Genomic DNA, 13,652 nt, shown 5'->3' with positions numbered 1-13,652 from the left:
GTTGGCAAGAAAGCGGCACCATCCCCTTTTGGTGCCGCTTTCAAGCTTACCGCCCCGCCTTTTTCCGGTATCCCCAGCCGGACAGAGGCGGGGTTTTTGATGGTCGCGTGGCAGTTTCAGGTTTGCCGGGCACAGGCTGCGCCCTTCCCCCGTTGCCACGGGATGCAGCGCTGCTTGCCCCGCCCATGTTGAAAGCCACGCTGGAAATCGTGCTGTTCCTGCTTTCGGGAATTGCCCTCGCCGCTGCGAAGGTTGCCGCGCTCGTCGCTGTAGCAATCGCTCTCCCGATGGCAGGCGTGATGATCTGGCGCAACCGGCGGAAATAGCGCTCTGCCGTCCGGGCAAGATGACGATTCCCTCTGGCCTGGGCCAAACCATCGTCCCTCCTTGGTTCGAAAAAACAAGGCAGACCGATCCCGCATTTCCTTGCGCATTGCAGCATTTTTCGCGAATGATTAATTCGTTTCGGATTTAAATCATTTGTTGCGCTGGCACGGGGAAATTCATGGGGGCGATATCGAACGGGGCAACGGAATCCGGCGACGTTCGGATACCAGGTGGCAAGAAATTTTATCCGGTTTTGGAAGGCTTGCGTGGGGCGGCCGCGATACTGGTGCTATTCCGCCATATCCCTACATACGGGCCACCCATCAATTTCCAGATGAGCTATCTCGCCGTCGACCTGTTTTTTGTGCTCAGCGGTTTTGTCATCGCGAACTCCTATGAACAAAAGCTCACTTCCGAAAGGATGAGTTTCAAAGAGTTTGCGGTGCTGCGCGTCATTCGCATTTTTCCGCTGTACCTGATCGGCAGCCTTATCGGCCTCGTGGCACTTTTCTTTACCGGAACGGTGCAGAACAACATTCTGGCGCTATCCGTAATTCTTGCGCTGGTCATGCTGCCTCTCCCTGTGAGGGGGCTGCCGCCCTATCCGCTCAACAATCCATCCTGGTCTTTATTTTTCGAGTTTTTTGCCAACTTTTTCTATGCAAAGTTTGTAAAAATTCTGAACAACCGGACGATTATCATCATCACGATCTTGTCACTTCTGATCCTAATATATGGCGCCACCACCTCACCCAAGGCGATGGATCTAGGCTGGGGGAAAAAGACATTCCTATTCGGGTTTCCCCGGGTACTTTTTTCGTTTCTGGTCGGCGTTCTTATCTATCGGCTTGATTTGCGAAACGGCAATCGACGCACTTATGACAGCCCATTGCTTGCCGTGGCTGCGATTTGCGCCTCGATCGCAATTCAAGTGGTAGCAATCGATGCCAGGTTTGAAGCCATGTATGGCCTCTTTGCAGTGGCAATACTCTTCCCGCTGATCGTATATTTTTCGGTCCGCATATCGGTAAAAGGAAAGATTCTGGGGGCAATGATGCTGTTGGGAGAGATATCCTTCCCCCTATATGCCCTGCACTCGCCCCTCTATCAGATCAGCCATGTTGCGTTTGGGGCCTATCTCGATCCATACGCGCCGTACACCGGAATTGCCTTTGCCTTTGTGGCGATCGCCATTGCGCTGATGTTTCATTCCTGGGTCGACGTGCCGCTTAGAAAGCACTTGCGCGCCGCGATTATGCACCGCCTTCCACAGCCTTCCCCTGCCTGAAAAGAATAGGCAAACGGGGATGACCGGCAGGTGTGAAGCCGGAAGTGCAGCTCTTCCTGGAGCCGACGTTCGCCTCACATCCGTTCTTCGCCGCACGTTTGGAAACGTCGCCACCGGCAGCCCCGCCCGGCGCGCTTCCCACTTCACCCCGCCAAGAGCGCCGTGATGCGCGCGGCGGCATGGCCGTCGCCGAAGGGGTTGTGGGCGCGGGCCATGGCGGCATAGGCGGCGGGATCATCGAGCAGGGTGCTGGCCTCGGCCACGATGCGTGCGGCGTCGGTGCCCACCAGGCGGGCCGTGCCGGCAGCGACGCCTTCCGGCCGCTCGGTGGTTTCGCGCATCACCAAGACGGGTTTGCCCAGCGCCGGGGCTTCTTCCTGCACGCCGCCGCTGTCGGTCAGCATGATCTCGCTGATTGCCAGGAGGCGGGCGAAATGGGGATAATCGAGCGGCTCGATCAAGGCGACGTTGGGCAGGCCGGCAAGCGCTGCATCCATCACGGCGCGCACGTTGGGATTGGGGTGCACCGGAAAGATCAGGGCAACGTCGGGCCGGGCCGCCAGGGTGCGGATCGCCTGGGCAATCGCCTCAAGCCCGCCGCCAAAGTTTTCGCGGCGGTGGCTGGTCACGCCGATCAGGCGCTTGCCGGCAAAGCGGCTTTCCAGGGCAGCGAGACCGCCAGCCAGGCCCGGTTCGGCCGTGATCCTGGCGGTGACCCAGTGCAGCGCATCGATCACGGTGTTGCCGGTGACGTGGATCGTGGCGGGAGCGACATTTTCAGCGCGCAGCGCGTCGGCCGCCGTCTCTGTAGGGGCGAAATGCAGCGCGGCGATGGTGCCGATGATCTTGCGGTTCACCTCTTCGGGCCAGGGGTGATAGATATTGTGGCTGCGCAGGCCAGCCTCGACATGGGCCACCGCGATCTTGCGATAATAGGCCGCCAGGGCCCCTGCCATGGCCGTCGCGGTATCGCCCTGAACCACCACCCAATCGGGCTTTTCCGCGTCCATCACCTTGCCGATTTCGGTCAATAGCGCGGCGGTGAGCCCGTCGAGCGTCTGGTTGGGGCGCATCAGATCGAGATCGTGATCGGGGGTGATGCCGGCAATCGCCAGCACCTGGTCCAGCATGCCGCGATGCTGCGCGGTGACGCAGGTGACCACGCGAAAGCGCGGATCGGCGCGCAGGGCGTGCACCACGGGAAACATCTTGATGGCCTCGGGCCGGGTGCCGAAGACGAGGAGGATGGTTTTGGGGGTGCGCTGGGTCATCATGCTGCGCTTTATAGGGCGAATCTTAAGCGCCGGATAAGGGGACGCACGTAAGGACTATATCGGATCTGGAGCCGCTAGGGCCAGACCGGGCGCCGGTGACAGGGCATGCCTGCCCCGGCGCGCAGCCAGGGCAGGCAAAGATCACCCCATATGGCTCAGGCCTTGAGCAGGTCTGGCAGCTTGCCACTCATGCCGCGCGCTTCGTCCATGAACCAGCGCTTGAGCGTGGGCAGGCGCTGCACGCCGGCCATACCGAAGCGGCGTACCATGCTGGGCAGGCGCCCGCGCAGGCCGAACAGGCGGGTGAGCACGTCCGTGGCAGCCGCAACCATGAAGGTATCGGCGGCGCGCCAGCGTTCATAGCGTGCGAGCAACTGCGCGTCGCCCGGCTCCAGACCCAGCCGCGCACCTTCGGCCAAGACCTCTACCAGCGCGGCGACATCGCGCAGGCCGACATTGAGGCCCTGCCCGGCGATCGGATGCATGCCGTGTGCAGCATCGCCCACCAGCGCCAGGCGATGATCGACGATTTTGGCGGTATGGTGGAAATTGAGCGGATAGGACGAGCGCGGGCCGTTGAGCGCGATCTTGCCGAACACGCCGCCCATGCGCTTGTCCACCTCTGCCAGGAAGGCAGCTTCGCCCAGGGCGAGAACCCCGGCGGCATCCTTTTCCGCCACGGTCCACACCAAGGCGCTACGGTGCGTGCCATCAGCCTCGTCCAGCAGGGGCAGCAGCGCGAAGGGACCGGCGGGATAGAAGATTTCCCAGGCAGTGTTCTCGTGGCTGCGTTCATGGGTCAGCCCGGCGATGATGGCGCGATGGCCATAGTCCCAGCGTGCCGGGGTAAAGCCTGCTTCATCGCGGGTGGGGCTGCGGCGCCCTTCGGCGGCCACCAGCAGGCTGCCCTTGAGCAGGCGGCCATCGGCGAGGGTAACCGACACGCCGTGATCGCCGCGTTCGCGCGTGGCAACTTGGGCATTGGGCAGGAAGGTGATCAGGCTTTCCCGCGCAGCCGCCTCGTACATCGCCATGCGCAGATCGCGGTTGGCATACATGCGGCCCAGCGAGCCCTCTTCCGCGCCGGGGCGGAAATCGATGCGGCCGGGCTTCATACTGTCGGTCACGGCGATGGCATCGATCGGGCAGCCCTTGGGGGCCAGCGCCTCGGCCATGCCGAGGTTGGTATAGAGGTTCCAGCTGGCGGTAGAGATGGCCGAGGCGCGCCCGTCGAACCCGGCGGCGGTTTGCGCCGCCGGATCGGAGGAATCGACCACCAGGCTGGACAGACCCTGCTTGGCGAGGCCGATCGCCAGCGTCATGCCGACAAGGCCGCCGCCCAGGATCACCACGTCGCCCGAAAGGGCCTGCTCTGCCGCCACGTCGTTCATCACTTCACTCCACAGGTACTGCCCGGCCCCGGATCGAGATCAAGGCAGCGACCGTCATAGGCGCCTTGCGGCGCCGGCAAATTGATCCATGCCGAAAGGGTGGGGGCAATGTCCACTGTTTCAACGGGCGAAGGCTGTTCAAACCCGGTCATGCCCTTGCGCCAGAACAGGATCGGCACGCGGCGGTCATAATCCCACGGCGAACCATGGGTGGCGACATAGCCCGGCCCCGGTTGCGGCAGCGCCATGACCCCGCGCTTGAGCATCACCACGAAATCGCCCGAGCGCGGACCATAGAACGAAGCGCGGGCGCGCTGGATCAGGCTCCAGGTTTCGGGCGAGCCGGACGGCATCGGCGTCGCGGCGATTTCGGGGGCGGTGAACACGGCGGCCACCTGCGGGTGGGCCAGCAGGATGGCACGGGCAGTTTCCACCACGGTGGTCTTTTCCGCATCGGGCAGCGCGGCATCGACCCAGAAATCGCCGGCAGTGCCATCGCCCAGGATCAGGCCCTTGGCCGGCAAGCCGAGCTTGGCCGCGACCTTTTCGCTCAAGGCCTTGGGCGATAGCGCCATCTCGGCGCGGGCGACCTGCGGCATCGCCTCGCGGTTTTGTCGCTCGGGCATGTCAAAGCCGCCATGGTCGGCCGAAAGCACCACGCCGTAATCGATGCCGCGCGCATCGAGCGCGGCAAAGAACGCGCCCAGCGCCTGGTCGACAGTGGCCAGTTGGATGCACATTTCCGGCCCCTGCGTGCCGGTGCTGTGGCCCACGTAATCGGTTGCCGACAGGCTGACGGCGAGCATGTCGGGCGCCGGGCCCTTGCCCAGCTTCATCGCGTCCACCAGCTTGAGCGCGAGATCGAGCGTCGCCTGATCGAGGCGGGGCGAGGCACGGAACGCCGTGGTATCGCCCGCCGCCAGGGCGAAATGCCCGGTGCCGACCGTGGCACTGCCAGCCTGCACCGCGCCTTCGCGCGCCGCGCAGAACGCCGGCAGCGGCAGCGCCGGGGCGCCCTTGGCGAGGAGCTTGGCCACGGTGGCATTTTCCTGCGCGGCGGCGGGAATGCCGGCCCGGCCATCGAGCGTGACGAAGCCGTTGTTCTTCCACCACCACACCTGGTCGATCACATGGCCGCCCATCATCAGGGCGGCGCGGTCCTTGCCCGAAACCGCCACGTTGCGCGCGGCCGGCCACTGCTGCTTCATCCGCTCGCCCAGGGTAGGCACCAGAAGGTGGCCGACGCTGGCGACGTAGTCCTTGGGATCGGCGGCAGCGCGGGTTTCATCCTCGGCGCAATAGACCTCTTTCTTGGCCCGCGCGGCGGATTGATCGATCCAGGTATTGGCGATGATGCCGGTGTGGGCCGGGCGATTGCCGGTGAGCAGGGTGGAGTGGCCGGGGCAGGTTTCGGTGGCGGCATGGCTTTGATAGCCGGCTGGGAACACCGCGCCGCTGGCCAGCCGCGCCAGGCCGCCGGTGAAGTGGCTGCGATATTCGGCAAACAGATCGGCCGAGAACTGGTCCATCGCCAGTGCGATCACCAGGCGCGGCGGCGTGGTGACGGCGGCGCTGGGTGCCGGCGCGGCGGCAGGCTGCGGCGCGGCGGCTGGCGCGGCGATGGACGTGGCGGGCGCCATCACCAGGGTTGCCGCAAGGGTGATCAGGGCGGATGTCAGGACCGGTTTGTTTCGCATGAAGTTACCTCAACGGAATGCCGCCGGCCTTGTCCATCCCGCCCTTGGGGTATTCACCAAGAGGCGTTCTGGACGACGCCGGCCATGTGCCTTACATCGCGCGGGCGTTAGAATGATCTTTCGCGCCGGAAACGGAGAGCGTGTGCCCCTGTTGCAGCGATTCTGGAAGAGCATGACGGGCGCCCTGGCGCAACTGACCCCGCCATTGCGCGCAATTGTTGCAGTCTTGTGGCTCTTGCCGATGGCCCTGCTCGGCGCCCAGCCGCTCCAGGCCCAGAACGAAAGCGGCAGCGCCCCGCATATCCGCGCCACGCTGCTAGCGGAGGGGCCCGCCCAACCGGGCCAGACCGTGACGATGGCCGTGCTGATGCAGCCAGAGGCGGGCTGGCACGGCTATTGGACCAATCCGGGCGACGCTGGCCTGCCGCTGTCGCTCGACTGGAGCCTGCCGGCCGGGGCCAAGGCTGGCGACCTGCAGTTTCCCGTGCCGCAGACCCTGGTCCTGCAGGGATTGATGAACCACGTCTATGAACAGGCCTATGCCGTGCTGGTGCCGGTGACGGTGCCAACTGATGCGCAGCCGGGCAGCACCCTGCCGGTCAGCGCCAAGGCGCAGTGGCTGGCTTGCACCAACCAGATCTGCGTGCCCGAACGCGCCAGCCTGATGGGCACGATCGCCGTGGGCGATGGCCCCAAGGACGCCCGCTTTGCCGCGTGGCGCGCCGCCCTGCCGGCACGGCTCGACCAGCAGGGGAAGTTTGAGGCAACGCCCACCGGCCTCGCGCTCGCCATCCCCTTCCCCGCGACCGCGCGCATTGCCGATCCGCACTTCTTCATCGCTGGCCAGGGCGTGATCGATTATGCCGCGCCCCAGGCCTTTGCCCGGCAGGGCGATCGGCTGATCGTCACTCTGGCGCGGGCCAAAGGTGCCATGGCCGAGCATCCGCAAAGCATTTCGGGCGTGCTGGCGCTGGGCCCTGGCGCTGGCGGTCTGGCGATCACGACCGTGCCCGGCGCGGTGCCCAAGGGCGGCACGCCGATCGGCGGCAGCGCGCAGACACCGTTTTCCTGGCGCACGCTGGTGCTGGCCATGCTGGGGGCGCTGGCCGGCGGCCTGATCCTCAACATCATGCCCTGCGTATTCCCGATCCTCAGCCTCAAGGCCATGGCGCTGGCACGTGGCAACAGCCGGCATGCCCAAGCCGAAGGGCTGGCCTATAGCGCCGGGGTGATCCTGGCCTGCCTCGCGCTGGGCGCTGCACTGCTGGCCTTGCGCGCCGGCGGGGCGCAGGTGGGCTGGGCATTCCAGTTGCAAAACCCGGGCGTGGTGGCCTTGCTGGTCTTGCTGGCGACGGCGATCACGGCAAACTTTGCCGGGCTCTATGAACTGCCAGGTCTGTCTGTCTCGCGCAGCGGCGCCAGTGCCGGCACGGTGGGCGGCGCCTTTGGCACCGGGCTGCTGGCGGCCTTCGTGGCGACGCCATGCACCGGGCCGTTCATGGCGGCCGCCATGGGCGTGGCGCTGGTACTGCCGCCAGTGGCGGGGCTGGCCGTGTTTGCCGCGCTGGGCCTGGGCCTGGCGCTGCCGTTCCTGTTGATCGGCTTCGTGCCGCCGCTACGCCGCATCCTGCCGCGCCCCGGCCCGTGGATGGACCGCTTCCGTCGCGCCATGGCCGTACCCATGGGGCTGACGGTGGCGGCGCTGCTGTGGCTGGCCTGGCGCCAGGGTGGCCTTGGCCTGATGGGCGCAGCGCTGGCGCTGGCCGTGGCACTGCTGATCGTGTTGGTCATGGCCGAACGGCAGCGGCGCCAGGGCCGAACCGTGCTGGCGTGGCTGGCCCCAGTGGCGATCGCGCTCATCGCTGCCGCCCTGCTCGGCGCCCCGCGCCTTGCCGCAAAGCCCGCAACGCAAGGTGAAGGGCTGCCCGGCACGCAGCCGTTCAGCCAGGCCGCGCTCGATCGCGCGCGCGCCAGCGGCAAGCCGGTGTTCCTCTATTTCACCGCAGACTGGTGCCTGTCGTGCAAGGTCAACGAAAGCGTGGCGATCGATCGCGACACCACCGCCAAGGCCTTTGCCAAGGCCGGCGTGCAGGTGATCGTGGGCGATTGGACGCGGGCCGATCCGGCGATCACCACCTTCCTGACAGCCCAGGGCGCGGCGGGCGTGCCGCTCTACCTGTGGTATGCGCCGGGCGCCGCAACCCCCACCAAGCTGCCCCAGGTGCTGACCCCGCAGACCCTGCCCGACCTTGCCGCAGGCGCCAAACAAGACGGTTGACCGCCCCGCCCCCCTGTGGCAATCGCGCCGCACCCGAGCGGGTGTAGCTCAATGGTAGAGCAGCAGCTTCCCAAGCTGAATACGAGGGTTCGATTCCCTTCACCGGCGGCATTCCCCCAAGTCTTTTCCGCTCCCATTCCTTCTTCATACCCGCAAATCCGGTAGGCGCGCGTAGTGCCCCACGCCGGATTATTGCGGATCATCCAGGCTGAACTGGTCGTCATCCTCGTGGTAGGTGAAGACTTCGGCGTAGCGGCCCCAGTTGGTCACGGTCTTGAGCGTTTCGCTGGCGAAATCCGGGCTCATGTGGTCCTCCAGCTCGTCGCGGAAGCGGCGCGCGGGGGCCTTGTGGCTGGCGCGTTCATCAAGGATGCGGCGGATGTGGCCGGCGAGCGGAACGTGGGCGAGCAGCGCCTCTCCGAACATCGCCTTGCGGTGATCGACATCGGCCTGGGCATAGCGGCGCGCCGCGGGCGTGAGCAGCAGTTCGGCCCCGCGCAGTTCGGCAAAGCGCAGCAGTTGCAGGGTTTCGGCCATGGGGAAGAGATCGTCGATCTCGAAATTGAGGGAATCAGCCAGTTCGGCCATGCTGGCGCGGCCGTTGAACGGGGTACCGTCGACCTCTTCGATCAGGCCGGCCAGCGTGTTGGTGGACACATGCGGCAGGACCATGGCGATGCCAGTGCCGGGGAACACCCCTTCACGCGGGCGGGCGGCATCGGCCGGGCGGGCGGTCATCCGCGCATAGATGTCATCGACGAGCGCGCGGAACGGTGGATCGAGTCGGTCGCGCGGGCGGGGAATATCCACCTTGATCTCGGCCACGACGCGGCCGGGGTTGGACGAGAACACCAGGATGCGATCGCACATCTGCACCGCTTCCTCGATATTGTGGGTGACGATCAGGATCGACTTGATCGGCATGCGCCCTTCCGACCAGAGATCGAGCAGATCGGTGCGCAGCGTTTCGGCGGTAAGCACGTCGAGCGCGGAAAAGGGTTCATCCATCAGCAGGAGCGAGGGATTGACCACCAGCGCGCGCGCCAGGCCGACGCGCTGGCGCATGCCGCCCGACAGTTCCTTGGGATAGGCATTTTCAAAGCCATCGAGGCCGATCAGGTCGATCGCGGCCAGCGCGCGGCTACGGCGTTCGGCGGCCGGCACCTTTTGCGCCTCGAGCCCCAGTTCCACGTTTTGCAGCACGGTGAGCCAGGGAAACAGGGCGAAGGTCTGGAACACCATGGCTACGCTGGGATCGGGGCAATCCTCGCTGGCGATACGCGCAACGGTGCCCTGGCGCGGATGGATCAGGCCGGCGATCGAGCGCAGCAGCGTGGACTTGCCCGAGCCGGAGCGGCCGAGCAGCCCGACGACCTCGTTCTGGTAGAGCGTGAGATCGACGTTTTCGAGCACGAGATGGCCACCGGGCGGCGGACCATAGAAATGGTTCAGGCCCTTGACCTCGATCAGCGGCTGGGGCGGCAGGAGAGTTGCCATGGGGATACTCCGAAAACGATAAGCCAGGGACAGGGAAAAGGCGGGCAGTCAGAGGCGCAGGCGGCGTTCGCCAAAGGCATAGAGCGGGCGCCACACCAGGCGGTTGAAGCCGAGCACGAACAGGCTCATCACCGCGATGCCCAATGCCACCTGCGGATAGTTTCCAGCGGTGGTGGCATCGGCGATATAGGCGCCAAGGCCATGGGCACGCAGATGATGATCACCCCAGGTGACCACTTCGGCGACGATCGAGGCGTTCCACGATCCGCCCGACGCGGTAAGGGCGCCGGTGATATAGTACGGGAAGATGCCGGGCAGCGCGACCTGGCGCCACCACTGCCACCCGCGCACGCCAAACATGCCGGCCGCTTCGCGCAGGTCGTTGGGAATGGCGCTGGCCCCGGCGATCACGTTGAACAGGATGTACCACTGCGTGCCCAGGATCATCAGCGGCGACAGCCACACATCGGGCGCCAGGCCGAACCGCACGATGGCGATGACGGCAAAGGGAAACAGCACGTTGGCGGGAAAGGCCGCTAGGAACTGGGCGATTGGCTGAACCCGTTCGGCAAGGCGCGGGCGCAGGCCGATCATTACGCCCAGCGGCACCCAGATCAGGCTGGCCAGCACGATCAGCACGATCACGCGCACCATGGTGATCATGGCGTCGCCCAGGGCCTGGGCCATGTCTTGCAAGGTAAGCGAGGTGAGCACGTAGTGCCCGGTCCAGCCGAGCGCCGCGATCACGCCGAGCCACACCCCTGCCTGCCACAGCCGTTCCAGCCAGGGGTTGGATGCGCCATCGACCACGACACGCTGGCGCCGCGCGCGCGGTTCGAGCGCAAGGAGCACCCGACCCAGCGTGGCCAGCGGCGCCAGCACCACAGGCAGCAGGCGGGTGCGGCGCAAGAGATCATGAAACCAGCTTTGCGGGGCATCAGCGCTGGCGGTCTGTTCAAAGCGGAAGCGATCGGCCCAGGCTACGATCGGGCGGAAGAACAGCTGGTCATAGGCCAGGATGACCAGCGCCATCGTGCCCACGGCCCAGCCCACCGCGTGGAAATTCTGCTGCTGGATCGCCATGGCGAGATAGGAACCGATACCCGGCAGCGTGGCGGTGGTGTTGCCCACGGTGATCGCTTCGGATGCCACCACGAAGAACCAGCCGCCCGACATCGACATCATCGCGTTCCACACCAGCGCCGGCGTGGCAAACGGCAGATCGAGCCGCAGGAAACGGCGCACCGGTGAGAGGGCAAAGCCCTGGCACACTTCCTCCAGATCGCCCGGCACGCTGCGCAGCGACTGATAGAAGCTGAACGCCATGTTCCACGCCTGCGAGGTGAAGATGGCAAAGACGCTGGCCAGTTCCACCCCCAGCACGTTGCCGGGGAAGAGGTTCATGAAGAACGTGACGGTGAACGTGAGGAAGCCCAGGATCGGCACCGACTGCAGGATATCGAGCGCGGGCACGATCAGCCGCCCGGCATGGCGGCTGCGCGCCGCCAGCGTTGCCACTACCAGCGTGAACACGGTGGAGGCGAGCAGCGCGGCAAACATCCGCAGCACGGTGCGCAGCGCATAGTAGGGCAGATGTACCGGAGCGAGCGTGACAGGTTCGAGATTGAGACTGCTGAGCGGGGCCACGGCGCCTTCGGCCGCGCGGAAGACCAGCACGGCCAGGCCCGAAAGGATGGCGAAGGCAATCGCATCCTCGCGGTTCGGGCGGGTGAGCCGCAGCATGCGCGAAAAGCTGGGCAGGCGGGTGGTGGTCATGATCCAGGCTCTTTCAGAAGCCGGCGTGGACACGCAAGGCAAAGATATTGGCCGGTCCGCGATCGCGGTTGTAGCCGGGATTGGCGATGTGCTGATAATCGAACGTCAGTGAACCCCAGCCGACCGGACGGAAGGCATAATAGGCTTCCACGATCTGCTCCGTCCCAGGATGGGGCAGCGCGCCGTCACCCACCAGCACACCCAGGCCACCGGCCGCGAGCCAGCGCTGATGCGCCGCGGATATGCCGTTGACGACGCCGGCAACGGCGAAGGTATCCTGCGGGCGTCCCCAGCCCTTGCCGGCCAGCGAGCCACCGAATGCCAGGGTGCGGTCGATATCGGTGAAATCGTAGGTTTCGATCCGCCCATCGCTCCACCCGCCGCGCAGGAACAGGCCGAGGCTGCCGGTCACTTCCTGTTCGGCATTGAACGCCACGCCAAGGCGATCCTGCACCCGCCGCGCCGGCGCGAGATCCGGCACCGCCTGCCCGCTGGCAGCGGCGAGCGCCAGGGCATCATCGAACCGGGCAAAGCGGCCACGGTTGCGGAAGCCGGTGACGCGCACGGCGCCGGGATGCCCAGCAAGGGTGAAGCGGCGCTCAACCTCGGCGATCAGCGCGTTCTGCGAGAAATTGCTTTCCAGCGCGACGCCGTTGGGCACCTGGGACAGGTTGTAGAGCCCGGCACGCAAGGTCCACGGACCCTGATACCATTCGGCCGCGACGCCATAGGTATAGCCCCAGGCGTTGGCGGCATAATCGAAGCTGCCGGTATCGACGAGCGACCAGTTGAGGAAATCGCCGCGCGGATCATGGGCATAGCGGTTTGTGTCGAAGACATCGCCCACGCCCATCTTGCCCGCGGTGATCACCAGGCGATTGGCGGTAGTGGCCAGGCGCAGCTGGTTCTGCCCCGCAGCCACGGCCAGGGCATCACCGCCCAGGGCGATAGTCTGGCGCAGGAACGCGCGCTGCAGCTTGAAGTAGGGGCTGAACTGGCCAACCTTGTAGGCCTCTGCGCTGGGAAACCCGCCTGCGCCCAGCGTGTTGGATAGGCCGAACCCCTGGTCGATTTCGGGATTGACCCAGACTTCCGCCCCGCGCCAGGGCCGCACCCCGAGATAGAGCGTGGCATCGTTGGTGGCCTTGACCTGGTGCGGGGCGAGGCTGTTGTCGGCCGAATACGGGGAAGCGAAACCGCCCACGCCCTGCACCACCAGCGTATATTGGCCATGGATAGCGAAGATTTGATCCGCGGTTTGATCGGCGGTTTGATCCGGCGCCTGGGTCGCGGGCGGAGCGTCGGCCCGAACCGGCGCCTGTGCGAGCAATGCGCCGAGCGCAACAGCCATGGCCAGCCGGCCGGCCATGCGCCATTCGATCGATGCAGCCGTCAACCCGTTCACCGCCGCAGCGCTAGCGGTGGAATATGACAGGCGCGTGTTGCAGATGGCAGCGGGGCGGCGGTAGGCGGCCGTTGCGCGCAATGCGCGCCGCACCAGCGGGAAAGCAATCTTGATCATCAATTCGGTCCTTGGTCAGGCGACAACCGCCCGGCCGGACCGAAGACACATCAGCGGATGTGCCGCACCGATCCCGCGGGCGAGCTGCCGGCCGCAACGCAAGCGCCAGTCAGGCTTGAGCGCCTACTGTCGCCCTCGTCGGCGGTATGGTTGCAACTTCGCGGCATCGGTTGGATTCCTTGGAATATCATCGCGTCTTGAGACCGCGCGGGAGCGGCCCGGGAACGACTCGACTTGCCCGCCCCTATACCCTAGGGGAGTATGGTATCAAGTGAAAAAGGGACCAGGATCATGAGCCATGTGGCAGCCGAAAAGCAGAAACTGCTCAACCGGCTGAAACGCATCAGGGGACAGATCGACGCGCTGGAACGGGCAGTGGACGCCGAAGTGGAATGCGCGCGCGTGCTGCAACAGGCAACGGCCTGCCGCGGCGCCCTGGAAGGCTTCATCGCCGAAGTGATCGAAGACCATATCCGCGAGCACATGATCGATACCGGCCAACCAAGCAGCGATCCCAAGACCCAGGCCGCCGAGGAACTGGTGGCGATCATCAAGGCCTATATCCGCTGACGCCCACCGCCGCGCCACGGGCACGGACATGG

10 protein-coding genes and 1 tRNA gene are annotated in these 13,652 nt (G+C 65.6%); 5 read left to right on the top strand and 6 right to left on the bottom strand.

Annotated features, from left to right (window positions below; genetic code table 11):
* Nucleotides 1-185: 185 nt before the first annotated feature.
* Nucleotides 186-326 (top strand): hypothetical protein, encoded by a 141-nt coding sequence (locus SCA01S_RS22385; protein ID WP_157089046.1) that lies wholly within the window; start codon nucleotides 186-188, stop codon nucleotides 324-326.
* A 179-nt stretch (nucleotides 327-505) separates the two neighbouring features.
* Nucleotides 506-1,615, top strand: coding sequence for an acyltransferase family protein (locus SCA01S_RS19085; RefSeq protein WP_084391133.1), 1,110 nt, complete (start codon nucleotides 506-508; stop codon nucleotides 1,613-1,615).
* 143 nt (nucleotides 1,616-1,758) lie between these two features.
* Here SCA01S_RS19085 and wecB read toward each other — a convergent pair whose 3' ends face one another.
* The 3 genes from wecB to SCA01S_RS19070 form a co-directional block, all read right to left on the bottom strand.
* Entirely contained in the window at nucleotides 1,759-2,886 is a 1,128-nt protein-coding gene (gene wecB / locus SCA01S_RS19080; protein ID WP_157089045.1) for a non-hydrolyzing UDP-N-acetylglucosamine 2-epimerase, read from the bottom strand.
* 158 nt (nucleotides 2,887-3,044) lie between these two features.
* A complete protein-coding gene (locus tag SCA01S_RS19075; RefSeq protein WP_062788243.1) occupies nucleotides 3,045-4,280 on the bottom strand; it encodes a UbiH/UbiF/VisC/COQ6 family ubiquinone biosynthesis hydroxylase in 1,236 nt (411 codons plus the stop codon).
* On the bottom strand, nucleotides 4,280-5,977 hold the full coding sequence (locus SCA01S_RS19070) for an alkaline phosphatase family protein (RefSeq protein WP_062788242.1): 1,698 nt from the start codon (nucleotides 5,975-5,977) through the stop codon (nucleotides 4,280-4,282). The genes SCA01S_RS19075 and SCA01S_RS19070 overlap by 1 nt, the downstream gene beginning before the upstream one ends.
* 241 nt (nucleotides 5,978-6,218) lie before the next feature.
* On the opposite strand from SCA01S_RS19070, the gene SCA01S_RS19065 reads away from it, so the two are divergent.
* Both SCA01S_RS19065 and SCA01S_RS19060 read left to right on the top strand, forming a co-directional pair.
* Nucleotides 6,219-8,255 carry a protein-disulfide reductase DsbD domain-containing protein gene (locus SCA01S_RS19065; RefSeq protein WP_245652787.1) on the top strand — a complete coding sequence of 679 codons (2,037 nt, stop codon included), beginning with the start codon at nucleotides 6,219-6,221 and terminating at the stop codon, nucleotides 8,253-8,255.
* Nucleotides 8,256-8,292: 37 nt separating this feature from the next.
* Nucleotides 8,293-8,363 (top strand) — tRNA-Gly (locus tag SCA01S_RS19060).
* Between the two features lie 81 nt (nucleotides 8,364-8,444).
* Here the strand turns inward: SCA01S_RS19060 and SCA01S_RS19055 are convergent.
* From SCA01S_RS19055 to SCA01S_RS19045, 3 genes are read right to left on the bottom strand one after another with little or no spacing between them, the layout of a single operon-like run.
* Nucleotides 8,445-9,752, bottom strand: coding sequence for an ABC transporter ATP-binding protein (locus SCA01S_RS19055; RefSeq protein ID WP_054132447.1), 1,308 nt, complete (start codon nucleotides 9,750-9,752; stop codon nucleotides 8,445-8,447).
* 48 nt (nucleotides 9,753-9,800) lie between these two features.
* Nucleotides 9,801-11,528 (bottom strand): ABC transporter permease, encoded by a 1,728-nt coding sequence (locus SCA01S_RS19050; protein WP_062788238.1) that lies wholly within the window; start codon nucleotides 11,526-11,528, stop codon nucleotides 9,801-9,803.
* 13 nt (nucleotides 11,529-11,541) lie between these two features.
* Nucleotides 11,542-12,879, bottom strand: a complete 1,338-nt coding sequence (locus tag SCA01S_RS19045; RefSeq protein WP_062788276.1) for a carbohydrate porin — start codon at nucleotides 12,877-12,879, stop codon at nucleotides 11,542-11,544.
* A gap of 462 nt (nucleotides 12,880-13,341) precedes the next feature.
* Between SCA01S_RS19045 and SCA01S_RS19040 the strand changes: the two genes are divergently transcribed.
* Nucleotides 13,342-13,620: a metal/formaldehyde-sensitive transcriptional repressor gene (locus SCA01S_RS19040; protein ID WP_062788236.1), complete on the top strand. Its 279-nt coding sequence runs from the start codon at nucleotides 13,342-13,344 to the stop codon at nucleotides 13,618-13,620.
* Nucleotides 13,621-13,652: the final 32 nt, after the last annotated feature.

The organism is Novosphingobium capsulatum NBRC 12533 (assembly GCF_001598375.1).
In the GTDB taxonomy this organism is placed as follows: Bacteria; Pseudomonadota; Alphaproteobacteria; order Sphingomonadales; family Sphingomonadaceae; genus Novosphingobium; species Novosphingobium capsulatum.
The sequence above is the reverse complement of the archived record's forward strand: the minus strand, read 5'-3'. Positions and strand labels throughout refer to the sequence as shown.